This is a genomic window from Marinobacter sp. NFXS11, from assembly GCF_040148675.1.
GTDB lineage: Bacteria > Pseudomonadota > Gammaproteobacteria > Pseudomonadales > Oleiphilaceae > Marinobacter.
The window spans coordinates 419472-443693 of sequence record NZ_JAGDDV010000003.1 but is presented as its reverse complement, the minus strand read 5'-3'; the positions used below and the strand labels follow the sequence as shown (position 1 = coordinate 443693).

At 58.7% G+C, this 24222-nt stretch carries 18 protein-coding genes; 16 read left to right on the top strand and 2 right to left on the bottom strand.

The features are described from left to right. The first annotated feature begins 121 nt into the window (after positions 1–121). The 9 genes from J3362_RS17715 (at position 122) to pdxJ (ending at position 10611) form a co-directional block, all read left to right on the top strand. Positions 122–1546 (top strand): DegQ family serine endoprotease, encoded by a 1425-nt coding sequence (locus J3362_RS17715; RefSeq protein ID WP_349521738.1) that lies wholly within the window; start codon positions 122–124, stop codon positions 1544–1546. A 127-nt stretch (positions 1547–1673) separates the two neighbouring features. Then, complete coding sequence (locus tag J3362_RS17710) at positions 1674–4400, top strand: bifunctional diguanylate cyclase/phosphodiesterase (RefSeq protein ID WP_349521548.1); 2727 nt, start codon at positions 1674–1676, stop codon at positions 4398–4400. 104 nt (positions 4401–4504) lie between these two features. Then, the gene (lepA, locus tag J3362_RS17705) at positions 4505–6307 is read left to right on the top strand and encodes a translation elongation factor 4 (RefSeq protein WP_088829587.1); all 1803 of its coding nucleotides are present in this window, start codon (positions 4505–4507) and stop codon (positions 6305–6307) included. 12 nt (positions 6308–6319) lie between these two features. Further along, entirely contained in the window at positions 6320–7126 is an 807-nt protein-coding gene (lepB, locus tag J3362_RS17700; RefSeq protein WP_349521547.1) for a signal peptidase I, read from the top strand. 26 nt (positions 7127–7152) lie between these two features. Next, positions 7153–7542 carry a DUF4845 domain-containing protein gene (locus J3362_RS17695; RefSeq protein ID WP_349521545.1) on the top strand — a complete coding sequence of 130 codons (390 nt, stop codon included), beginning with the start codon at positions 7153–7155 and terminating at the stop codon, positions 7540–7542. After that, entirely contained in the window at positions 7539–8228 is a 690-nt protein-coding gene (rnc, locus tag J3362_RS17690; protein WP_008176185.1) for a ribonuclease III, read from the top strand. Before J3362_RS17695 ends, rnc begins: the two co-directional genes overlap by 4 nt. Further along, positions 8228–9145, top strand: a complete 918-nt coding sequence (gene era, locus J3362_RS17685; protein WP_008176182.1) for a GTPase Era — start codon at positions 8228–8230, stop codon at positions 9143–9145. Before rnc ends, era begins: the two co-directional genes overlap by 1 nt. A gap of 7 nt (positions 9146–9152) precedes the next feature. Further along, a complete protein-coding gene (gene recO, locus J3362_RS17680; protein WP_349521542.1) occupies positions 9153–9881 on the top strand; it encodes a DNA repair protein RecO in 729 nt (242 codons plus the stop codon). After that, the gene (pdxJ, locus tag J3362_RS17675) at positions 9871–10611 is read left to right on the top strand and encodes a pyridoxine 5'-phosphate synthase (protein ID WP_349521540.1); all 741 of its coding nucleotides are present in this window, start codon (positions 9871–9873) and stop codon (positions 10609–10611) included. The genes recO and pdxJ overlap by 11 nt, the downstream gene beginning before the upstream one ends. Positions 10612–10623: 12 nt before the next feature. On the opposite strand, the gene J3362_RS17670 is transcribed toward pdxJ, so the two are convergent. Beyond that, on the bottom strand, positions 10624–13497 hold the full coding sequence (locus tag J3362_RS17670) for an ATP-binding protein (RefSeq protein ID WP_349521538.1): 2874 nt from the start codon (positions 13495–13497) through the stop codon (positions 10624–10626). Positions 13498–13722: 225 nt separating this feature from the next. On the opposite strand from J3362_RS17670, the gene cysM reads away from it, so the two are divergent. The 5 genes from cysM (at position 13723) to J3362_RS17645 (ending at position 19622) form a co-directional block, all read left to right on the top strand. Next, the gene (cysM, locus tag J3362_RS17665; protein ID WP_014576290.1) at positions 13723–14616 is read left to right on the top strand and encodes a cysteine synthase CysM; all 894 of its coding nucleotides are present in this window, start codon (positions 13723–13725) and stop codon (positions 14614–14616) included. A 26-nt stretch (positions 14617–14642) separates the two neighbouring features. Then, entirely contained in the window at positions 14643–15992 is a 1350-nt protein-coding gene (gene rlmD / locus J3362_RS17660) for a 23S rRNA (uracil(1939)-C(5))-methyltransferase RlmD (RefSeq protein WP_349521536.1), read from the top strand. 57 nt (positions 15993–16049) lie between these two features. Next, a complete protein-coding gene (gene relA / locus J3362_RS17655) occupies positions 16050–18287 on the top strand; it encodes a GTP diphosphokinase (protein ID WP_349521737.1) in 2238 nt (745 codons plus the stop codon). Continuing rightward, a complete protein-coding gene (gene mazG / locus J3362_RS17650) occupies positions 18284–19141 on the top strand; it encodes a nucleoside triphosphate pyrophosphohydrolase (protein ID WP_349521534.1) in 858 nt (285 codons plus the stop codon). Before relA ends, mazG begins: the two co-directional genes overlap by 4 nt. Positions 19142–19277: 136 nt before the next feature. Beyond that, positions 19278–19622: a hypothetical protein gene (locus J3362_RS17645; RefSeq protein ID WP_008176163.1), complete on the top strand. Its 345-nt coding sequence runs from the start codon at positions 19278–19280 to the stop codon at positions 19620–19622. Between the two features lie 32 nt (positions 19623–19654). Here J3362_RS17645 and J3362_RS17640 read toward each other — a convergent pair whose 3' ends face one another. Further along, complete coding sequence (locus tag J3362_RS17640; protein ID WP_349521532.1) at positions 19655–19888, bottom strand: hypothetical protein; 234 nt, start codon at positions 19886–19888, stop codon at positions 19655–19657. A 103-nt stretch (positions 19889–19991) separates the two neighbouring features. Between J3362_RS17640 and ppc the strand changes: the two genes are divergently transcribed. Both ppc and J3362_RS17630 read left to right on the top strand, forming a co-directional pair. Next, the gene (gene ppc, locus J3362_RS17635) at positions 19992–22637 is read left to right on the top strand and encodes a phosphoenolpyruvate carboxylase (RefSeq protein WP_349521530.1); all 2646 of its coding nucleotides are present in this window, start codon (positions 19992–19994) and stop codon (positions 22635–22637) included. A gap of 78 nt (positions 22638–22715) precedes the next feature. After that, the gene (locus tag J3362_RS17630; RefSeq protein ID WP_349521528.1) at positions 22716–24086 is read left to right on the top strand and encodes an HDOD domain-containing protein; all 1371 of its coding nucleotides are present in this window, start codon (positions 22716–22718) and stop codon (positions 24084–24086) included. The last annotated feature ends 136 nt before the right edge of the window (positions 24087–24222 follow it).

Sequence of the window (24222 nt, the reverse complement as noted above, 5' to 3'; positions counted from 1 at the left end):
GTAAGTTGAAAATCGGTGGGCCGAACCCAAAACTACGCCTAGGTGTAAGCACAACAGGGGGTACAACATGTCGAGTGCAACAGCAGTTGCCCAGTCGTCACGTAATTTCATACCCGGAAGGATGCCGGCCGCTTTGCTGATCTTGCTGTCCGCCATGGTGTTGGCGGGCTGGAGTCAGGCGAGCTCAGCCCGAAGCCTGCCCGATTTTACCGAGCTGGTTGAGGATAACGCCGGTGCGGTGGTGAACATCAGTACAACCACCGAGCCTACGCGCCGCAATTCCGGCTCTCCCGGAATGCCGTTTGACGAGCGTCAGCTCGAACAGCTTCCCGAGTTTTTCCAGGATTTCTTCCGCGGCCCCCAGTCTCCATTTGGAGGTGGGCCTGGCAACTCCCAGCCACGCCGCTCCATGGGCTCCGGGTTTATTGTCTCCTCGGACGGTTACGTCCTGACCAACAATCACGTGGTCGAGGGTGCTGATGAGATCATCGTGCGGCTGAATGACCGGCGCGAGCTGCCCGCGACCCTGGTTGGAACGGATCCCCGTTCCGATATGGCCGTACTGAAGATTGAAAACGGAGATGACCTGCCAGTCGTTAAGGTAGGTCGGTCCCGGGATCTGAAAGTCGGTGAATGGGTCTTTGCGATTGGCTCGCCATTCGGGTTCGATTATACGGTAACGGCCGGGATCGTCAGCGCCCTGGGTCGCTCGTTGCCATCGGAAAACTACGTGCCTTTCATTCAGACTGATGTGGCCATTAATCCGGGCAATTCAGGCGGGCCTCTGTTTAATCTGGACGGTGAGGTCGTGGGTATCAACTCCCAGATCTACACCCGCTCTGGCGGTTTCATGGGAGTCTCGTTTGCCATCCCTATCGACGATGCCATGAATGTGTTCCGCCAATTGCGTGACCAGGGTTCGGTCTCCCGCGGTTGGCTCGGGGTGCTGATCCAGGAAGTGAACCGGGATCTGGCCGAATCCTTTGGTCTCAAGCGGCCCCGCGGTGCGCTGGTTGCCGAAGTGATGGCGGACTCGCCGGCGCAGAAAGCGGGTCTGCAGGCGGGGGATATCGTCCTTAATTATGACGGCGATGAGGTGCAGCTTTCCTCTGATCTGCCGCCCATGGTCGGTCGCACGCCGGTCGGTGAAACCGCCGAGCTGAGGGTGCTTCGTGGGGGCGAGGAGATTGAACTTGAGGTCGAAATTGGCCGCCTTCCCGAGGAGGGAGGCCAGCAGGCTGCTGCGCCCTCCGGTGACAGTGGTGGCCCCGCCTCCGCGCCCCTGGGCATGATGGTTGAACCGCTGCCGGCAGACATGGCCGATTCCATGGGCGTTGAAGGAGGTGTTGTGGTCAGTGACGTTGCCCGGGGTGCTGCGTCTGAAGCCGGCATTCGGGCGGGGGATGTGATCACCGAAATTAACCGCCAGAAAGTGACTTCGGTACAGGAGTTCCGCGAGGCTGTGCGGTCGCTGCCTGAGGGTAAGGCAGTGTCGGTCCGGGTGGTTCGCCAGGGCCGGGCACTGTATCTGGTGATGAAGCCCTGATATCCCTCTGCTGAGCTAAATCAACGGGAGAGAAAGCCCCCGCGGGTGTCGGAAACGACACCCGCGGGGGCTTTTGTTATACTCGGCGGATCAATAAAAATGAGTGGCCATGGAACGGACCAGCCCCATGATGAACAGACAGGAACTCTCGCTCCGTAAATTACTGGAATTTCGCAACGCCTGGGTCGCCTGGCTGATTTTTGCCGTTGCCATTGCCGTCACCCTGTTGCTTTGGCAGGTGTCCATCCGGCTTGTTGAAGACCGCACGGAAGCCCGGTTCCGCACCCAGTCGCTGCAACTCAAATCCGCCATCGAAGAACGCTTGCTAAACTACGAGCAGGTGCTGGCCGGCAGCGCCGGTCTGTTTGCGGTGGCCGGAGACGTTTCCCGTGACCAATGGCGCGAATACATCGACAAGGTGGATATCAACCGCTACTACCCGGGCATTCAGGGTATTGGCTATGTTCGCCGTATCGGTGTCCGCCAGATGGCTGATCACATCGCCTCGGTCCGGGCGGAAGGGGTGCATAATTACCTGGTGAACCCGCTGGGTAACGGCCCCTACTACTACCCCATGGTCTACCTGGAGCCCGGCACGGAGCGTAACCGACGGGCCCTCGGCTACGATGCCTTCAGCGATCCCATTCATCGCCGGGCCATGGAGCAGGCCAGGGATGATGCTATCCCCACGGTGACTGCCAAGGTGGTGCTGGTCCAGGAGGAGCTCGGTGAGGATCAGGCCAGTTTTCTGATGTATTACCCCGTCTACCAGGGTGGAGAAGTACCCGAGATCCGGGCCGAGCGTCGCATGATGTTGGCGGGCTATGTGTTCAGTGCCTTCCGGATGAACAATCTTATCGACGGCATCGTTGGCCTGATCTCGCCGTTTCTTGATGTCCGGATCTACGATGCCGGAGTCGTGCAACGGCAGAACCTCATGTACGGCTCCAATCTGGGCTCTCTGGACAACGAATTCAGTTTCCAGATGAGTCAGACCATCAGCCATGGTGGTCGCGACTGGCTGCTGCAGACCCGTTCCACACCCGCCTTTGATTTTCTGGCCTCGGATCCGCGGCCTCCGATTGTTCTGGGCAGTGGCCTGGTGATCAGCGCCCTGTTGTTCCTCTTCGTGCTGGCTTTGATCCGGTCACGCCTGATGGCGCAGATCAGTGCCGGCCGCTATCGGGCGATTACCGAGGGCGCAGCCAATGTCACCCTGGTGATGGACCGTGCGGGGCGGGCCCTTTACGCGAGCCCGTCCAGCCTCGATATCCTTGGCTTCGAGCCAGATCAGGTACAGGCCCTGAACTTTGAGGAGCTCGTTCATGGTGACGACTGGCCCCAACTGCAGAGAGGCTTTGACGATTCCGTTCAGTCGCCGGGCAAACAGATGCCGGTCATCCGGGTCCGTATCCGTGATGCCCAGGGCCAATGGCGGGATATGGAGGGCACATTTACGGCCATGTTGTCGGTGCCCGGCGTCAATGGCGTTGTGCTGAGCCTGCGGGATCTGACCCAGCTCAAGGCCGCCCAATCCGAGCTGCACAGACTGGCATTCTATGACCCGCTCACCGGCCTGGCGAACCGGCAACTGTTCCGGGACCGTTTGAATCACGTGGTCAGCCGCAGTCGCCGGAGCGGTGAACCAGCCGCCCTCATGTTCCTGGACCTCGACGGTTTCAAGCGTATCAACGACACCCTGGGCCATGATTCCGGCGATGAACTGCTTTGCCAGGTGGCGCAGTGGCTGGTGGGTTGTGTCCGTGAGGAGGATTCGGTTGCCAGGCTTGGCGGCGATGAGTTTGTGGTTTTGCTGTCCCGGATCAGTGACTCCGATGCCGCCGGCAAGGTCGCAGAGACCATCTTGCGCAGCCTTTGCCAGCGAATCCGGCTGAACGATCACGAAGTCGGCATCACGGTCAGTATCGGCATCACCATGATTCCCCACGACAGTGAGGACGCCGGAACCCTGATGAAGTTCGCTGATCTGGCCATGTATCGTGCCAAGGAGCTGGGCCGGAATACGTTCCAGTTCTTCACCCCGGCCATGAACATCAAGGCGGCAAGGCGGCTTCTGCAGCAAGAGGAGTTGGCCACGGCCCTGGATGGCGATCGCTTCGTTCTGCACTACCAGCCGAAGATTGATCTGGCCAGTGAGCGGGTGATCGGGGTGGAGGCGTTCCTGCGCTGGCATCATCCGGAGAAGGGTCTGGTGTCGGCACAGCAGTTCATCGGTCTGGCCGAGGAAACGGGGCTGATTGTCCGCTTGGGTGAATGGGCCCTGAGACAGGCCTGTATTCAGGTTCAGGCCCTGGAGCGGGCCGGCTTTGAATCCCTGAAAATGGCGGTGAATCTGTCCGTTCGACAACTGACCGATTCGGGCTTCCTGGACATGATCAGACAGGTTATCACCGAGACGGGCGTCTCGCCGGAGCGGCTGGAGCTGGAGATGCCGGCGGAGCTGCTCAATGAAGATCCGCGAATGCTCAGGGAGTTACTGGTGTCACTTCATGATCTTGGGGTCTGCCTGATCCTCGATGATTTTGGCACCGGCTCCTGTTCACTGGTTGCTTTACAGCAGCTGCCGCTGGATGTCATCAAGATTGATCACCGATTCATTCGCGACATTCCCTACAATGTCAGTGCCACGGATGTTGCCTCCGCAGTGATTGCCCTGGCCCGCAAGCTTCACCTCACGGTGGTCGCGGAGGGTGTGGAAACCCCACAGCAGTTGAGCTTCCTGAAAACCCACGGCTGCGCCCAGTGTCAAGGCAACCTGTTCAGCTATCCGCTGGACGAGGATGCGCTCATTGGTTTCCTTATCCGGCAGTACGAACGGCCGCTGATTTCCTGATCATGGCAATGGCGGCCGGTAACCGGTAAAATCACGCCGTTCCCGGATCCGGGTAGCGGCCCCTCCGGGCTCAATCCTTCGTCTTAACTGAGTATTCATTGTCTGTGACTGAACTGAGCCGAATCCGTAACTTTTCCATCATCGCCCACATCGACCATGGTAAATCCACGCTGGCAGACCGTTTTATCCAGGTTTGCGGCGGCCTGACCGACCGTGAAATGGCCGAGCAGGTCCTGGACTCCATGGATCTCGAGCGTGAGCGAGGGATTACCATCAAGGCCCAGAGTGTCACGCTGAATTACACCGCCCGTGACGGGCAGGAATACAAACTGAACTTTATCGATACCCCGGGCCACGTGGATTTTTCCTACGAGGTTTCGCGCTCGCTCTATGCCTGCGAGGGCGCACTGCTGGTGGTGGATGCCGGGCAGGGCGTTGAAGCCCAGTCTGTAGCGAACTGCTACACCGCCATTGAGCAGGGTCTTGAAGTCGTGCCGGTTCTGAACAAGATGGACCTGCCCCAGGCCGAACCGGAACGGGTGGCGGCGGAAATCGAGGATATCATCGGTATTGAAGCCTCTGACGCGGTCCGCTGTAGCGCCAAGAGCGGCCTTGGCGTGGAAGATGTGCTGGAAGATCTGATCAAGAAGATCCCCCCACCGAAGGGCGACCGAAGCGCGCCCCTGCAGGCTCTGATCATTGATTCCTGGTTCGACAATTATCTCGGAGTCGTGTCTTTGGTGAGGGTGACCGAAGGTACCCTGAAAAAGGGCGACAAGATCGTCATCAAGTCCACCGGCAGGGCCTGGAATGCCGATAAGGTTGGTATTTTCAATCCCAAACCGAAAGACACCGACATGCTGGAATCCGGCGATGTCGGCTTTGTGGTGGCAGGCATCAAGGATATCCACGGTGCGCCCGTGGGCGACACCATCGTGCACCAGAAGTTCGCCGAACAGACCCCGATGCTGCCGGGGTTCAAGAAGGTCAAGCCCCAGGTTTATGCGGGGCTATTTCCGGTCAGTGCCGATGACTACAACGATTTCCGGGATGCCCTGGAAAAACTGACGCTGAACGATGCCTCCCTGTTTTTCGAGCCAGAGAGCTCCGATGCTCTTGGCTTTGGTTTCCGCTGTGGTTTCCTCGGCATGCTGCACATGGAAATTATCCAGGAGCGGCTGGAACGTGAATACGACATCGACCTGATCACCACGGCGCCAACGGTTATCTATGAGGTGGTTACCAAACAGGGTGAGACCCTGTCGGTAGACAACCCGTCCCGGCTTCCGGATATTGGTTCCATTGAGGAAATGCGTGAGCCGATTGTAGAAGCGAATATCCTGGTGCCCCAGGAGCATATCGGTAACGTAATAGCCTTGTGTGAGGAAAAGCGTGGCGTCCAGAAGAACATGCACTTCATGACGACCCAGGTTCAGCTGACTTACGAGTTGCCGATGGCCGAGGTGGTGATGGACTTCTTCGATCGCATCAAGTCGGCCAGCCGCGGCTTCGCCTCTCTGGATTACCACTTTACCCGATTCCAGACCGCCAATCTGGTGCGGCTGGACGTGCTGATCAATGGCGAGCGCGTTGATGCCCTGGCTCTGATCGTGCACAAGGAACAGGCCAATTACAAAGGCCGCCAACTGATTGAAAAAATGAAGGAACTGATTCCGCGGCAGATGTTTGATATCGCGATTCAGGCCGCCATTGGTAACCAGGTGGTCTCGCGGGTCACAGTCAAGGCGCTGCGCAAGAACGTAACCGCCAAGTGTTACGGTGGCGATGTGAGCCGGAAGAAGAAACTGCTGCAGAAGCAGAAGGAAGGTAAAAAGCGTATGAAGCAGCTGGGTAATGTCGAGGTGCCTCAGGAAGCGTTTCTTGCCGTACTGAAAGTGGATAAATAAAAGGCCTCCTGGATGGATATCGATTTTCCCCTGGTACTGGTAGTACTGACCTTTGCAACGGGTCTGATCTGGCTGGCGGACAAGCTGTTTCTTCGTGAGCGTCGTCTAGCTGCCTACCGTGCCAGCGGCACCGGCGACGCAGTGGATGAAGGCTCCCCAGCGGAATCGGAGGAGCCTAAAGAGCCCTATCTGGTTGACCTTAGCCGATCGTTTTTTCCGGTGCTGGCCATTGTGCTGGTGCTTCGGTCCTTCCTGGTTGAACCGTTCCAGATTCCGTCGGGATCCATGTTGCCCACCCTGGAAGTCGGCGATTTCATTCTGGTGAACAAATACGCCTATGGGTTCAGGCTTCCGGTTGCCGGCACCAAAGTGATTCCGGTCGGCGATCCCCAACGCGGCGATGTGATGGTCTTCCGCTACCCGGAGGACGGCGAGACCAACTACATCAAACGGGTGATCGGTCTGCCGGGCGACCACATCCGCTACCGTGACAAGCAGCTGTTCATCAATGGCGATCGGGTGGAAACCCGGTTTATCGCGCGTTTACCGCCGATGGAGCTGCGCCGCGAGGATCTCGGTGAAGTGGAGCACGACATTTTCCTGACCATGGGCCGGTCTGGCGGCAGTGGTGAGGGCGAGTGGCTGGTGCCCGAGGGTCATTATTTCGTCATGGGTGACAATCGCGACAACAGTAATGACAGCCGCTATTGGGGCACGGTCCCGGACGAGCTGGTGGTGGGCAAGGCCTTTGCTATCTGGATGCACTGGAAATCCCTTACCAGTCTGCCATCCTTTGATCGTGTAGGCGGAATCGAGTAACTCGGACTATCTGGAGCGCAGTCATAATGAAGAAAAACAATCTTTCCGGCATGGGCCGTCAGGGCGGTGCTTCGGCACTGGTCATGATGGTTATGGTGCTGTTTTTTGGTGGTCTGTTGACGCTGGTGATCAAGCTTGGTCCCGCCTATCTGGATGACATCACCATTCAGGAAGCGCTGGAAAGCCTTGATGGCACCGAAGGTCTCTCCCAGATGGGGCCCGCCCAGGTTCGTACGTTGATCAACAAGCGGCTCAGCGTGAACAATGTCCGGGGATTTGACGCCAAGAATATTTCGGTCGATAAAGACGGCGATCTGGTCGTTATCAATGTTGATTACGAAGTGCGCAACAACCTGTTCAGTAATGTGGATACGGTGGTTCACTTCAAGCACAAATATGAGATGAAGGGCAAGTGAGTTCACAACCGGATCTGGATCAGTTACAGCGGCGCATCGGCTATCAGTTCAAATCGCCGGAGCGGCTTCTGCTGGCACTTACCCACCGGAGCTATGGAAATCAGAACAACGAGCGCCTCGAATTCCTCGGTGATTCCATTGTGAATATGGTGATTGCCGAGTATTTGTTTCTGCACTTCGAAAAAGCCCGGGAAGGTCAGCTGAGTCGCCTGCGGGCCCGGATGGTAAAAGGCGTTACACTCGCCGAAATTGGTCGGGAGTTCCAGCTCGGCACATACCTTCGGCTGGGCTCGGGGGAGCTGAAAAGCGGGGGCTTCCGCCGGGAATCCATCCTGGCCGACGCCGTGGAGTCCATCATCGGCGCGATCTACCTGGACAGTGATTTCCACACTTGCCGGGAGCAGGTACTGCGCTGGTTCGAGCACCGCCTGGAAAAGCTCGACCTGCAGGATACCCAGAAAGACCCCAAGACCCGTTTGCAGGAGTACCTCCAGTCTCGTCAGTTTCCGCTGCCACGTTATGACGTCATTTCTGTGGACGGCGAGGCCCACAACCAGACATTCCATGTATCCTGTGCGCTGCCATCGCTGGACCGCAAGACCACCGGGACCGGCAGCAGCCGCCGGGTGGCCGAGCAGCAGGCAGCCCGTAACGCCCTGAAAGAACTGGGCGTGGAGAACCAGTAATGAACGATATCACCCGTCCGGAAAACCCGGACAGCCGCTGCGGTTTTGTGGCCATCGTCGGCCGTCCGAATGTGGGAAAATCCACGCTGCTGAATCACATCCTCGGGCAGAAGCTGAGCATAACCTCCCGCAAGCCGCAGACCACCCGTCATCAGGTGCTGGGCATCAAGACAGTGGGGCCGGTGCAGGCGATCTATGTGGACACACCGGGCATGCACGAGGAAGAGCCCCGGGCCATTAACCGCTACATGAACAAGGCGGCCACGTCGGCGCTCATTGATGTCGATGTCGTGGTGTTCGTGGTGGATCAGCTGGCCTGGACGACCGCGGATGAGATGGTGCTGGAGAAACTCAGCCGCCTGAAATGCCCGGTGATCCTGGCGGTGAATAAGGTCGACAAGATCGAAAAACGGGAAAGCCTGCTTCCGCATCTGGATATGCTCTCGAAAAAGCGCGAATTTGCCGAAATCATTCCACTATCGGCCCTGAAAGAGACCAATCTGGAGCCTCTGGAAGAGGCCGTGGGCCGGTTCCTTCCGGAGAGTATCCACTTCTATCCGGACGACCAGATCACCGATCGCAGTGAGCGTTTCCTGGCTTCGGAGATCGTCCGGGAGAAGATTACCCGCCAGCTGGGTGCCGAGCTTCCTTACTCAGTGGCTGTGGAAATCGAGGAGTTCAAACGCGAAGGCAAGACCCTGCATATATCCGCACTGATACTGGTCGAGCGAGAGGGCCAGAAGAAAATCATCATTGGCGAGAAGGGTGAGCGGATGCGCCGCATAGGCCAGGAGGCGCGCACGGATATGGAACGTATGTTCGACAGCAAGATCATGCTGAGGCTCTGGGTGAAGGTAAAACGTGGCTGGGCAGACAGCGACCGGGCCCTGAAGAGCCTGGGCATGAACGACCTCTGAGGCGTTTATGAAGGGGCCTGAGCAGCAGGAGCCCGCTTATGTCCTTCACCGCCGGCCCTGGCGGGAAACCAGCCTGATGGTGGATATATTTTCCCTGAATCACGGGCGCATGACGCTCATTGCCCGTGGGGCGAGCAGCGCCAAGAGCCCCCTCAAGGCCCAGCTCCAGCCGTTTCAGCCGCTGGTTTTGGACTGGGCAGGTCGGGGCGATCTGAAAACCCTGACACAGGTCGACGTGCGTGTCGGCCCTGCACTTACCCGGACGCTGTCCCTCTATAGTGGCCTTTACCTGAATGAACTGCTGCAGCGGATTCTGCCCGCTGCAGATCCCCATCCCACGCTTTTTGCGGCCTACATCGATGCGGTTGGGCAGTTGTCCGATACCAGGGATGTGGAGCCGGTGCTTCGGCGTTTCGAACTCGCCTTTGCCTCTGCCCTAGGCTATGACTTTGCCTGGGATCTTGCCACCGATACCGGACAATCCGTCGAGCCCGGCGGGGAGTATTGTTATGATCCGGAGCAGGGCATTGTGTCCGGGTTGTCGCCCGGTGTGCGCCTGCGGAATCTGCCGGGGGACGTTTTACTTGATCTGGCCCGCGAGGATCTGCAATCGGAGCGCTGTCGGCGCTTGGCGAAACGGGTCATGCGGGTCCTGATTGATTATCTTCTGCAGGGGCGTCCCCTGAACAGTCGCAGCCTTTTCACTCACCTTCAGGGAGAATCCCATGAATCCTAGAGTACTGCTTGGCGTCAATATTGATCACGTTGCCACCCTCCGCCAGGCGAGGGGGACCCGGTACCCTGATCCGGTGCAGGCAGCGCTGATGGCAGAAGAGGCCGGTGCAGACGGCATCACGATCCATCCCAGGGAAGATCGGCGTCATATTCAGGATCGGGACGTGCTGCTGCTCAAAGAAGTACTCCAGACCAAGATGAACCTGGAAATGGCGGTAACCGATGCGATGCTGGCGTTTGCCGAACAGGTGCGGCCGGAATGTGTTTGCCTGGTGCCAGAGAAGCGTGAGGAATTGACCACCGAGGGCGGTCTGGATGTCGAGGGTCAGGAATCCCGGGTGGCCAAGGCCTGTGAACGCCTCGCCCGGATTGGTGCCGAAGTATCGCTGTTTATTGATCCGGACCCTGCCCAGATCGATGCGGCGGTTCGCTGCGGCGCTCCGGTGGTGGAACTGCACACCGGTGAGTATGCCGAGGCCGAAACACCTGAGGCGGAAAACGCCGCGTTCAAAACCATTGCCGACGCGGTCGCCTACGCCCGCAAGAAGGGTCTGATTGTGAATGCAGGCCATGGCCTGCATTACCACAACACCGAGCGAGTGGCGGCAATCCATGGCATCAACGAACTGAATATCGGCCACGCCATCATCGCCCGCGCGGTGTTTACCGGTCTCAAAGAGGCGGTCCGGGACATGAAAACCATCATCGATCAGGCCCGAAGTCGGGTCTGATGCGGGGCAGCCTCAGGTCGTTTCGGCGGCCTCATGGCGTTGCCGGAACAGCTGCTGCCAATCGGTCTGGTCGCTCCAGATCTGCAGGCGCTCCATGGCCGAGAGCAGCTGGTCTTTCTGGTGTTCCAGATCCGGAGCAGAGCATTTGATGGCCGTTTCCAGATGGTTGGCTGCGGCTCTCAATTCCGGTACGCCGCAGTAGCGGGTAGCGCCATGGAGCTTGTGAACACACTCCAGTAGCTCATCCATGTTGTGGTTGGCCCAGAGTTCCGGAATCCGCCCGCGGTCTACATGTACCTGCTCCAGCAGCATGCTGAACAGTTCCTCGGCCAGGTCCGCCTTGCCGGCGGCCAGTTGGATGCTTTCGTCCACGCTGACGCAATCCTGCTGCATTTTGCGCGTTGAGGGCCGGAGCGCCCGACGGGTGTCGCGAACTTCCGGAACGGGAAGCCGGCCGTCGCTTCCACTTTTCGGGCAAACATAGCCGGTGTACTCATGAATGATGTCGTTGAGCTGGCCACTGCTGATGGGTTTGGGCATGTAGCCATCGAAGCCCTGCTTTGTCAGTCGTTCCTGCTCGTCTGCTAGGGCATGGGCAGTCAGCGCAATGATCGGGGTCCGGTGATTGCCGGTATCCATCTCCCTCAGCCTTGCAGTAGTTTCCACCCCGTCCATGCCGGGCATCTGAAGGTCCATGAAGACCAGGTCGAAGGGTTTCTGTCTGGCCTTGCTCAGGGCTTCAAAGCCGCTGGAAGCGCTTTCGGCATCCAGTTGGCAGTCTTCGAGCAGGGTCATCACCAGCTTGAGGTTGGCATCGTTATCGTCCACGGCCAGCACTCTCGGAACAGTTGCGGTCGTTGCCCGGTTGGCGGAAATCTCGTATTCGGGGACCCGCCCGCTGGAATTGATGCCGTGCACCAGCAGCAGAAGCTCGTCGTAAAGGGAATCTCGGCACACCGGTTTGGTGAGATGGCCGCTTGCAAGCCCCGATAGCGGTGTGTCGTGGGTCTCAAGGGTGGGGGTCAGTAGCAGTGTCCGGCAATCCCGTTCAATCTCCAGGGTACGGACAAGTCCGCAGTACTGGCTGGAGTTGAGCAGGTGACGGGTTATGCCCAGAATCGCCACGGCATAGCCTGCCTGGCTTTTCTGGGCCTCTTCAATGTGTTCCTGCAGGCCACCCGGTGACGCCACCCGGTCGACCACCATGCCCCAGTCCCGTAGCAGGTGTTCCACGGCCAGCCCGGTGGTTTTTTGTTGTTCCAGGTAAATGACCCTTTCTCCTCGAAGGGCATCCCTGGGCGCAATGGCTTCACCGCTGGTGGCAAGCTCCGAGGTGAGGGTGAACCAAAAGGTTGAGCCTTTGCCCAGTTCGCTCTCGAGCCCGATCTTGCCCCCCATTTCTTCTACCAGGCGCTTCGAGATGGCCAGTCCAAGGCCGGTGCCACCATATTGCCGGGCGGTAGAGGCGTCAGCCTGGCTGAACGCGTTGAACAGGGATTGCTGCTGGGCCCGGGACAGGCCCACGCCGGAATCGGTAATGCTCAGGCGCAGGGTAACGCGGTTGGTATCGGCTTCTTCCTCTTCCAGGCTCGCCCGCAGGACCACCTCGCCGGTCTGGGTGAACTTGATGGCGTTGTTGACCAGGTTGGTGATCACCTGTTTGACCCGCAGGGGGTCGCCCATGATGTTGTCCGGCACATCGTTATAGACCAGTGGCACCAGATCGAGATTCTTGGCGTGTGCCGCTGGTGCCAGCATGACCATGACTTCCTCGACGATATCCCGTAACTGGAAAGGCACGCGGTCCAGGATCAGCTTGCCGGCTTCGATCTTCGAGAAATCGAGGATGTCGTTGATGATTGTGAGCAGGATCTCCGACGATTTCCTGATGGTGCTCAGGTGATCCCGTTGTTGGCGTGGCAGGGGACTCTTCAGGAGCAGTTCGGTGAAACCTATGATGCCGTTCAGCGGTGTGCGGATTTCGTGGGACATGTTGGCCAGGAACTCGGATTTGATCCGACTGGCCTCCAGTGCTTCTTTTCGAGCGAAATCGAGCTCGATGTTCTGGATTTCGATGGTCTCCAGCGTTTCCCGCAGATCTTCGGTGGCCTGATCAATGTTCTGCTGCATTTCAGCCTGGGCCTTGCTTAGTTCCTCGGCCATGGCATTAAGGCCGGATTCCAGCTGCTCGAACTCAGGGCCCGCGCCGGTATATACGCGAGTATCCAGCTTGCCTTCCTTGAGTTTGGCGACGGCTTCGTTGAGCTCGAACACCGGATTGGTAAACGCCCGGCTCAGCCGCAGCGCAATGGCCATGCTCAGAATCACGCCGCCGAGAATCAGCAGCAGGGAGATCAGCAGGGCTTTGTAGGTCTCCTTTTCGGTGCGGATATGGGACATTTCCACGACCACCCAGCCCAGAGGCTCCCGCAGATTCGACATTGACTGGCGAGCATCCGGGTCCAGCATGCTCTCGATCATCAGGTCCTGGAGAAAAACGGGGGTAATGAAGCGGGTGCTGTTTTCCCGGGATATCCGGGTTGCGTGTTCGGCAGTGAGTTCCCCGGACTGCACAGTTTCTGAGCTTCCCGGCCCCGTATGGAGGAGGCGGGAGCCGTCACTGCCAAAGAACGTGATGGAGCGGACGTCCTGCTCTTCCAGAAGAGCATTGGAGAGGCTGCTGAGCAGGCTGCGATTGGCGGTAAAAAGGCCATACTCGGAACCGGCGGCGAGCTGACGGGAGAGTGATTCGCCCCGGTCCTTCAGCAGGCTTTCTATGTTGTTAACCCAGCTGTAGGTAAAGAACAGCCCCAGCATCAGGGTGGTCAGCAGGGTGGGAACCAGCGTGACCACCAATACCTTCTTGCGAATGCCCCAACGTCGCATACCGTGATCCTGAATTATTGCTTTTGTCCGCGTCGCAGAGCGGAAAACGTCCGTGTTAAGAATAGCTGATCCGGAACGGGATAACTGTGGTATCAGTCCCGACAGTACCGGAAAATCCCGTGGCGGATATAGCCGCCGGTCATGGATATAGCGAGAAGCTGTATTGGGAGACCGGGGCGATAACGCGTATCATGCGAAGCCAAAAGTGTACCACAGGGTTATCATATGCATTTTCCCACCATTGAAGATTATGTCGGGCACACCCCTCTGGTTCGCCTGCAGCGTCTCCCCGGTGAGACGAGTAACGTGATTCTCGCCAAGCTGGAGGGCAACAACCCTGCCGGCTCGGTGAAGGATCGCCCGGCCATCAGCATGATCCAGGAAGCGGAGCGCCGAGGCGACATCAAGCCAGGCGATACGCTGATTGAGGCGACCAGCGGCAATACTGGCATCGCGTTGGCGATGGCGGCGGCGATCAAGGGATACCGCATGGTGCTCATCATGCCCGCGAACATGAGTGAGGAGCGCCGGGCATCCATGCGCGCCTATGGTGCGGAGATTGTCACGGTCACCAGGGAAGAAGGCATGGAAACGGCCCGTGACCTGGCCCTCAAGATGCAGGCGGAAGGCAAGGGTACCGTGCTGGACCAGTTCAGCAACCAGGACAACCCCCTGGCGCACTACCGTACCACCGGCCCGGAAATATGGGAGCAGACCGGCGGGCGTGTCACCCATTTTGTCAGCTCCATGGGCACCACCGGCACCATTATGGGTGTGTCGCGCTACCTCAAGGAGCGCAACCCGGATATCCGTATCATCGGTCTGCAGCCAAAAGAGGGCGCCTCGATCCCCGGGATCCGGCGCTGGCCCGAAGCTTACCTGCCGAAAATCTACGATGCGGCACGCGTCGATCAGGTTCTGGATGTAGGCCAGGAAGAAGCCGAGACCACCATGCGGGCCCTGGCTTCCGAGGAAGGCATTTTCTGTGGCGTATCCTCTGGCGGTTCGATTGCGGCCGCGCTCAAGCTCTCCCAGCAGGTTGAAAACGCCATCATCGTGGCCATTATCTGTGACCGCGGCGACCGCTACCTTTCCACCGGTGTGTTCCCCGGCGCCTGAATACGACTTTACCAAGAGACCCAAGTATGAGCAGACGACGCAGGAAGGTTCTTCCAAAAGAGCCCGTGCGCTGTGAGATTGAAACCCTGAGCCATGACGGCCGGGGTATTGCCCGTCAGGACGGTAAAACCCAATTTGTCGATGGCGCCCTGCCAGGCGAAACCGTGATGGCGAAAGTGGTGTCCAGTCGAAGCAAGTTCGATGAATTGCGTACCGAAGAGGTTCTGGACGCTGCGCCCGGTCGCCAGGCGCCCCCCTGCGAGTTTGCCGACTTGTGCGGTGGTTGCAGCCTCCAGCACATGAGTGGCGATGCCCAGATCGAGTTCAAGGAAAATACCCTGCGGGAACATTTTGCCCATTTCGGGGGCATCGAGCCTGAGGAATGGATTGCCCCCCTGCGCTCGGAAGAGAGTCTGGGGTACCGTCGCAAGGCTCGCCTGGGTGTTCGTTATGTCAAGGCCCGGGAGTCTGTCCTGGTTGGCTTCCGGGAGAAACGCAACAGTTTCCTGACCGACATCGATCGATGCGTGGTGCTGGATCCGCGCATTGGCGAGCGGATATTGCCGCTGCGCAACATGCTTCACGAACTGGAGGCCTACAGCCGAATCCCCCAGGTGGAAGTTGCCTGTGGCGACGACGTTGCCGTGATGGTGTTCCGTAACATGGATGAGCTTTCGGCTGGTGACCGGGAAAAACTCATCGCCTTTGGTCAGGCCCACGAATTGCATATTTACCTGCAGCCCAAAGGGCCCGACACCGTTCATCGGATCTGGCCCGAGTCAGCGGGCCGGGATGATGAACGGCTGAGCTACCGACTGGATGAATTCGACCTGACCATGAAATTTCATCCCATGGACTTTACCCAGGTCAATGCAGGCATCAATCGCGCAATGGTACACAGGGCCGTGGAATGGCTGGATGTCCAGCCCGGGGAGCGAGTCCTGGATCTGTTCTGTGGTCTGGGGAATTTCACCCTGCCGCTTGCCACGCGAGGTGGGCAGGTCGTTGGCGTGGAAGGCGACGAGACCATGGTCGTACGGGGCCGGGAAAACGCGGAACTAAACGGTCTGGACAATGTCGCTTTTCACGGTGCCGACTTGCACGGCGATTTCACGGGCCAGAGCTGGGCTAAAGAAGGGTTTGACAAGATTCTGATTGATCCGCCCCGTTCCGGTGCCGAGGAGATCTGCAAGTACCTCACGGCCTTCGGGGCACAAAAGATAGTCTATGTCTCCTGCAACCCGGCCACCCTGGCGCGGGACGCAGGTGTTATGGTGCGCAACGGCTATCGACTGGTGCGCGCTGGTGTGATGGATATGTTCCCCCACACCACCCATGTGGAATCCATTGCGTTGTTTGAACGGGATTCCGGCTGACGATGTTGTGGGCAGTCAGGGATGGCTGCGGAAACCATCAGGAATAACAAGACCGATATGGTAAAAGTTCGCGAAGACTACGCAATGACTGGCGATGGCCAGGTGGATATCGAGGGCTGGGTAAACCAGATAGCCTCGCAAACGCACCTGGACGACGCGGACCAGTTCCGGTTGGCCTGCGAAAAGGCCGCGGAAATCGATCTTCAGGCTTTTCGGCAGGATCGCCAGTGGGCACCTGGCTCCAGCAGCTTCCGGATTGGCATCGAGATGGCCCAGGTTCTGGCGGAGCTGCACCTGGATCAGGCCAGCCTGGTGGCGGCGATCCTGTACCGCGCCGTGCGTGAAGAGCGCGTTCCCCTGGAGACAATCCGCAAGGAATTTGGCGATGAGGTGGCGGGCCTGATCAACGGCGTGCAGCAGATGGCGGCTATTTCGTCCATCCACCACCCGCTGAAGGGCAACGTTCTGGGCCAGAGCGAAGGCCAACTGGACAACGTCCGCAAGATGCTCGTCACCATGATCGACGATGTCCGGGTTGCCCTGATCAAGCTGGCGGAGCGCACCTGCGCCATTCGGGCGGTAAAGGATGCTCCGGAAGAAAAGCGCATGCGCGTCGCCCGGGAAGTGTTTGATATCTACGCGCCGCTGGCCCATCGGCTTGGCATTGGTCACATCAAGTGGGAGCTGGAAGATCTTTCTTTCCGGTATCTGCATAGCTCCGCCTACAAAAAGATCGCCAAACTGCTGGACGAAAAGCGTCTGGATCGTGACGGTTACATCAAGCGGGTGATTGAAACCCTGCAGACCGAACTGAAAGCCTATGGCATTGAGGGCGAGCTGTCCGGACGTGCCAAGCACATCTACAGCATCTGGCGAAAAATGCGCCGCAAGGGCATCGATTTTTCCCAGGTTTACGATGTTCGCGCCGTGCGCATCCTGGTTCCGGAGGTTCGCGACTGTTACGCCGCACTGGGTATTGTCCACACGCTGTGGCGCCACATCCCCAACGAGTTCGACGATTACATCGCCAACCCGAAGGAAAACGGTTACCAGTCCCTGCATACCGCCGTGATCGGGCCCGAGGGCAAGGTCATGGAAGTGCAGATCCGAACCCACACAATGCATGAGGAGGCGGAACTGGGCGTCTGTGCCCACTGGTTGTACAAGGGCATGGACAAAGGCAACAAGTCGACGGGCTACGATGCCAAGATCAACTGGCTGCGCCAGGTTCTGGAGTGGCAGGAGGAGCTGGGCGACCTGTCCGGGCTGGCCGACCACCTGAAATCCGATGTCGCATCGGATCGGGTGTACGTATTCACACCCGAGGGCCATGTGGTGGATTTGCCCCAGGGGGCAACGCCGGTGGATTTCGCCTACCGGGTTCATACCGAGATCGGCCACGCCTGCCGCGGTGCGCGGGTGAACAGCCGAATCGTTCCGCTGACCTATCCACTGAAAACCGGCGATCAGGTGTTTATCCTGACCTCCAACAACCCGGCCCCAAGCCGCGACTGGCTGAACCCGAGTCTTGGTTACATCCAGACTTCGAGGGCGCGCGCCAAGGTAACCCACTGGTTCAAACAGCAGGATCGTGGTCGCAATATCGTTGATGGTCGTGCCATTCTCGAGGACGAGTTCAGGCGTCTGTCGCTGTACGATGTGGATCTTGGTGAGCTTGCCAGGAAGGTTAATTACCAAAGTGCGGAGGACATGTTTGCAGCCACTGGAGCCGGTGACCTTCGCCCCACGCATGTCGCCAATGTGGCTCAGCAGATGCTGGAGCCCAAGTCCGAACAACTGGATCTGAAACTCAGCGCCCAGCGCCGCAAGCCCTACGATACTGAATCGGACATCCAGATTCTGGGCGTGGGTAAGCTCAAGACCCAGGTGGCGAAATGTTGCAAGCCGCTGCCCGGAGACGCGATCGGTGGATACATCACGGTTGGCCGTGGTGTTACGGTCCATCGTCAGGACTGTCTGACGTTCCTGCATCTGCGTGAGTTCGAGCCCAACCGGATTATTGAAGTCAGCTGGGGTGGCCGGCAGGCTGCTGTTTATCCTGTCGACATTGAAATTGAAGCCTATGACCGATCGGGACTGTTGAGAGATATCACCCAGGTGTTGTCAGCCTCGAAGAGTGATGTGCTGTCGCTCAATACCCTGAGCAACAAGGACGAGAACACGGCCACCATGACCGTGACGGTGGAGATTTCCAGCCTCGAGCAGCTGGCGCGGTTGCTGGCGCAGATCCGTAACCTGCCCAATATCATTGATGTAAGGCGTAAACGCGGATGACCTATACCATCGACGATCTGAAAAATCTGATGGCCCGCCTGCGGGAACCGGAGACGGGCTGTCCATGGGATACCAGGCAATCCTACAAGACCATCGTGCCGCACACGCTGGAGGAAGCCTACGAAGTTGCCGATGCCATTGAGCGTGAGGATTATCCGCATCTGAAAGACGAGCTGGGGGATCTGCTGTTCCAGGTCATCTTCTACACCCAGCTTGGCAGGGAAGATGGCCATTTCGATTTTGACGGTGTGGTCGATCATCTGGTGCGCAAACTGGTACGGCGGCATCCACACGTTTTTCCGGAAGGGACCCTGGAAAGTCGCATTGATCCGGATAACCGGCCGGATGAGGCCTGGATCAAGGAAAGCTGGGAGCGCATCAAGGCCGAGGAGCGGGCAATGAAGCCGGCGTCGGAAGCCAGCGCCTCGGTAAGTCGGCTTGACGGCATTGCCCGGACCCTACCTGCAATGGCTCGGGCCGAGAAGCTCCAGAAACGGGCAGCCCGGCACGGCTTCGACTGGCCGAATGTTGACCCGGTTTTCGACAAACTCCATGAGGAAATCGACGAGCTCAAGGAGGCATGGGAAGCCGCACAGATGGGCACCGGCGATCCCGATGCCGTTGAAGATGAGCTCGGCGATCTCCTGTTCGTCTGTGTGAACCTGGCACGGTTCATGAAGGTTAACCCTGAGCAGGCACTCAATCGAACCAACCATAAATTCGACGCCCGGTTCCGGGCGATTGAACGTGTGCTGGAACGGGAGGGCCGCGATATGGACGAAGAATCTCTGGAGGCGCTGGATGCCGTGTGGCAGGCGGTGAAAGGCGTGGAGCGGGGAGAGAGCGAGCGCTGAAAAGGGCGGATCGGTAAGTACAATCCGTTACCAATTTTCTCGCCCCCGGACCGACGGCTTCGTCTACACTTCCGGAAACGGATGTACAGTTTTCGTGCGCCGTGCGCCATCAATAAGATGCAGGAGTGAAGGCACCATGAAAATCAAAGATCTGGTCAACTACTGGGACAAGCATGCACGTGGTCGGCTTACCCGAGACGCCTACTTCATGGCGTTGTCTGACCAGCATCACAAGCGCCTCGAGAAACTCGCAGCGCTTTACCCGATGAAGTCACCTCAGGATCTGATGCGGGATCTGATTTCTGCAGCACTGGACGAGATGGAGACCAGCTTTCCGTATGTTCAGGGCACTAAAGTGGTGGCGTACGACGAGGATGGCTTCGAGATCTACGAAGATCAGGGCCTGACTCCCAAGTTTGTCAGCCTGAGCCAGAAGCACATCCAGCGCCTCAAAGCCCGTCAGCTGGAATCAGTCGCCTGACGACACGGGCAGCGAACGCTGCCCGCCGCTATTTACTTGTCTTTCCCTTCCAGCCTGTCTTTTAGTGGGCTCTGGCGCACCAGATCGTCCAGAGCTGCACCAATCATGTCGTTCAGAATATCGCTTTCACTGCGGTCCGGGTAAAGTTCCGCCAGCGCGGCCACGCGTGCGGCATCTTCCAGCGGCAGGCGCAGGTTATAATCGTGGGTGCGCTCCACGGGCTCTTTTTGCTGTTCCCAGTGTTTGGGCAAATCAGTGACCTTCATGATAACTCCTTGCAGCTACAGGCTTGAATCGCCAATAGACTTTCTCGACTGTTCCTTAGTATCGTAAGTTTACTTCGCCTCCGTCAATTAAAAGGACGTCAATGTGACTGAGCTACATCCCGAACTCCGAGAAAACGTACGAATGCTGGGCGAACTTCTGGGCCAGAGCATACGGCGGTATCCCGGACAGGAATGCTACGAGCTGATTGAGGAAATCCGGGCGGCTGCCAAGTCCGACCGTCGCCAGGAAAGCGGGTCCGGCCAGCGGCTGGTCAATCTCCTGCGCAAGTTAAGCGATGATGAGCTGCTTCCGGTGACCCGTGCTTTCAACCAGTTCCTGAACCTGGCCAACCTTGCCGAGCAGTACCACGGTATTCGTCGCAAAAGAGGGCACCAGTCTGATCTCATGGTCGAATCGCTCGGGGAGGTGTTTGAGCGGCTCAAGCAAGGTGATGTCACGCCGGAGGAACTGCATCAGAGGGTGGCAGATCTGCGAATCGAGTTTGTGCTGACGGCCCACCCCACCGAGGTGGCGCGTCGCACCCTTATTATGAAATACGACGAGATGTCGGACTGCCTGGCGCGTCTGGACCATGACGACCTCATGCCCGCTGAACGGGAGGAAATCGTCAATCGCCTGTCTCAACTGGTTACCGAAGCCTGGCACACCGACGAGATTCGTCAGGAGCGACCAACCGCAGTGGATGAGGCCAAATGGGGCTTTGCGGTCATTGAAAACAGTCTGTGGCAGGCCCTGCCACAGTTTCTGAGGAGCCTGGATACGTCGCTGGAAGACGCGACCGGAAAGGGCCTTCCCCTGCAGGCATCCCCCATCCGGATTGCATCATGGATGGGCGGTGATCGTGATGGCAATCCGAATGTCACCCACAAGGTGACCCGCCGGGTCTTCCTGCTTGGCCGCTGGATGGCAGCGGATCTCTATCTTCGTGATATTCAGGCGCTGCGGGCCGAACTGTCCATGTGGCAGGCCAGCGACGAGCTCAAAGCCGTTGTTGGCGACTCCCGGGAACCCTATCGCCACGTGCTCGCCGAACTCCGTGAGCGGCTGATCAAAACCCGGGACTGGGCAGAGGCGAGTGTCAACGGCGAGACCGCGGATGCCAACGGTATTCTCTTTGAGAACGAGGACTTCACCGGTCCCCTGGAGCTCTGTTACCGGTCACTGGTTGAGTGCGGACTCGAGGACATTGCCAATGGTCCGCTGCTGGATACCATCCGCCGGGCGCATACCTTTGGCCTGCCTCTGATTCGCCTGGACATCCGCCAGGAAGCCAGCCGCCACGCGGAGGCCGTTGCCGAAATGGTCGACTATCTTGGCTTGGGGGATTATCTGTCCTGGTCAGAACAGGAGCGCCAGGCATTCCTGGTGAAGGAACTTCAGGGCCGGCGCCCCTTGGTCCCCCGAAATTGGGAGCCCTCGGAATCGGTCGGCGAGGTCCTGGCAACCTGTGAAGTGGTGGCGCAGCAAACGCCGGAAGCCCTCGGGTCCTATGTTATCTCCATGGCCAGCAAGCCCTCTGATGTATTGAGCGTGATTTTGCTGCTCAGGGAATCCGGGATGAAGTTTCCGATGCGGGTCGTGCCCCTGTTTGAGACCCTGGATGACCTGCGGGGTGCGCCAGACAGCATGTCTGCGCTGTACGAGGTTGAATGGTATCGGGAGTATTGCCAGGGCCGGCAGGAAGTGATGATTGGCTACTCGGATTCCTCCAAGGATGCTGGCCAGCTGATGGCGGCGTGGGCCCAGTACCAGGCCCAGGAGAAACTTACCCACGTTGCCCGCCAGTATGGCGTGCATCTGACCCTGTTCCACGGCCGGGGCGGTACCGTTGGCCGTGGCGGCGGACCGGCCAACCGGGCGATACTGTCCCAGCCGCCGGGCTCGGTAAACGGCAGTTTCCGGATTACCGAGCAGGGCGAAATGATCCGCTTCAAGTTCGGTTTGCCGAGGCTGGCAGTTCAGAGCCTGACGCTCTACACCACGGCGGTTATCGAAGCTACCCTGGCCCCGCCACCCCAGCCCGAGGACAGCTGGCGGGAAACCATGGACTGGCTTACCGAGCGGTCCTTGAAAGCCTACCGCGATGTGGTCCGGGAAAATCCGGATTTCGTGCCCTATTTCCGTCAGGTCACACCGGAGCAGGCCCTGGGGAAACTGGCACTCGGAAGTCGCCCGGCCCGGAGGAAGGCCACCGGCGGTGTGGAAAGCCTCCGGGCCATTCCGTGGATCTTCGCCTGGACCCAGATGCGGCTGATGCTGCCCAGTTGGCTGGGCAGTGATGTGGCGCTTGAAGAGGCGGCCCAGGACCACCGGCTCCCGGTATTGCGTGAGATGATGCAGGGCTGGCCGTTCTTCCGCACCTATGTGGACATGCTGGAAATGGTGCTGGCCAAGGCAGACCTGCGCATCGCCAGCTATTATGAGCAGACGCTGCTGGACGATGATCGGTTGAAAGCCCTGGGGGAGAGTCTTCGCGTGCGCCTCCAGGGTTGTATCGAGCGACTTCTGGAACTCAAGGAGCAAACGGATCTGCTGGAGGGAGAGCCGGTCTTTGCGCACTCGATGAGAGTGCGTAGCCCATACACGGATCCACTGCATTACCTTCAGGCCGAATTGCTACGGCGGGATCGGGAAAGTGAAGGCAAGGGCGAGGTGCCGGAACTGGTGGAAAGGGCACTGAAAGTCACCATGGCAGGTATCGCTGCGGGTATGCGAAATACTGGCTGACCTCGCAGCAGAATAGAAAAAAGTGCCGGGACAAGGCCGGGTAGTCTGGCCACCGACCAAGAACAAAGGGAGTAAGCTGTGGCTCTGGCTGCACGATTGGAACGTTTTCTCGCCCGCAAGGGCATCACTTATCGGGAGTTGCCGATAGATCAGGTCACCAGCCTGGATGCGGCAGTGAGTGCCTCGGGGATGTCGCAGGACAGCTTTGTACAGGCCACTCTGCTGATCGACATTACCGGTGTCGTGATGGCCGTGCACAAGTTCGACAGTTCCCTGGACCCGGATGCCGTTCACCAGCTGACCGGTCGCCGTCTTCAGCCGCTGACCGCACGGCAGACCATGCGCCTGTTCAGTGACTGTGATCCCGGCTTCACCCCGCCCATCGGACAGGCTTACGAGCTGCCCGTTATCGTGGACGAGGATGTAATGCTGGCGGATCAGGTCGTGTTTTCCAGTGGCACTGATCATTCCCTGCTAGAGATGGATGGCCGATCCTTCCGTCTGGCCCTCGCCGGTGCCAGGGCGGGTCACCTGGTTATCCGGGGGCCGGGTAACGGCAACCGCGAGGCTCTGACGCTCGAGGAAGTGGCCGACAAGCTACAGAAACTTTACCGTCTGCCCCCCATGCCGGCCCTGGCGCTGCGTATTTTGCGGCTGACTGCCAACACCGATGCGACGGCTCGTGAACTGGCAGAGCTGATCGAGTTTGATCCCAGTCTCACGGCCCAGATCATGCGTTACGCCCGTTCTGCACTGTTCAATTATCCCGGCCAGGTCAATTCGGTGCAGGAGGCGGTCACCCGTGTGCTGGGCTTCGATCGTGTGGCCCACATCGCCCTGGGTATTGCCTCCGTTCGTGCCTTTGAAGTACCCCGTCACGGCATTCTGGGCATGGACAATTTCTGGCGCCACTCCCTGTACTGCGCGTTCCTTTGCCAGATCATTGCGCCGCGATGTGGCGCCGAAAAGGGGCTGGGCTATCTCTGCGGCCTGTTGCACAACTTCGGCCTGTTGCTGGTCGGGCATCTGTTCCCGGCCGAATTTGATGAGCTCAATGAGCTTCGCGAAGCGAATCCTGAAGCCAGCATGCACTCGCTTGAGCAGCAGGTGTTCGGGCAGGGCAATGGCCAGGAAATCCTGTCGGTGGGCCATGGCGCTATTGGCGGTATCCTCCACCGTCTATGGCAACTGCCTGATCCTGTGGTCAAGGCGGCCGGCGTGCATCAGCAATCCGGTTACCATGGCGAGCACGAGAATTACGTTTTGATGGTACAGCTGGCCAACGCCCTGTTGAAGGATCGAGGTATTGGTGATGAATTCAACCCCGACGACGTGCCCGCTTTGCTGGAAGGCCTGGGACTGACGCCCAATGTTGTGGAAGAACTGAATGCTGAACTGGATCGTGTGGCTCCGGATCTGGACGCACTGGCCAGCTCCCTGTCATCCTGACACCCTGTCATTACTCGCTGGGAAATACGGACTTCCGGTGCATGATACGGAGGTCGACTTTCTCTGACGTGGCTGACTTCGTATAATGCGCCTTCGCCGATTTCGGCTGACACCTGTTCCGTGCAGGAGAGGCTGT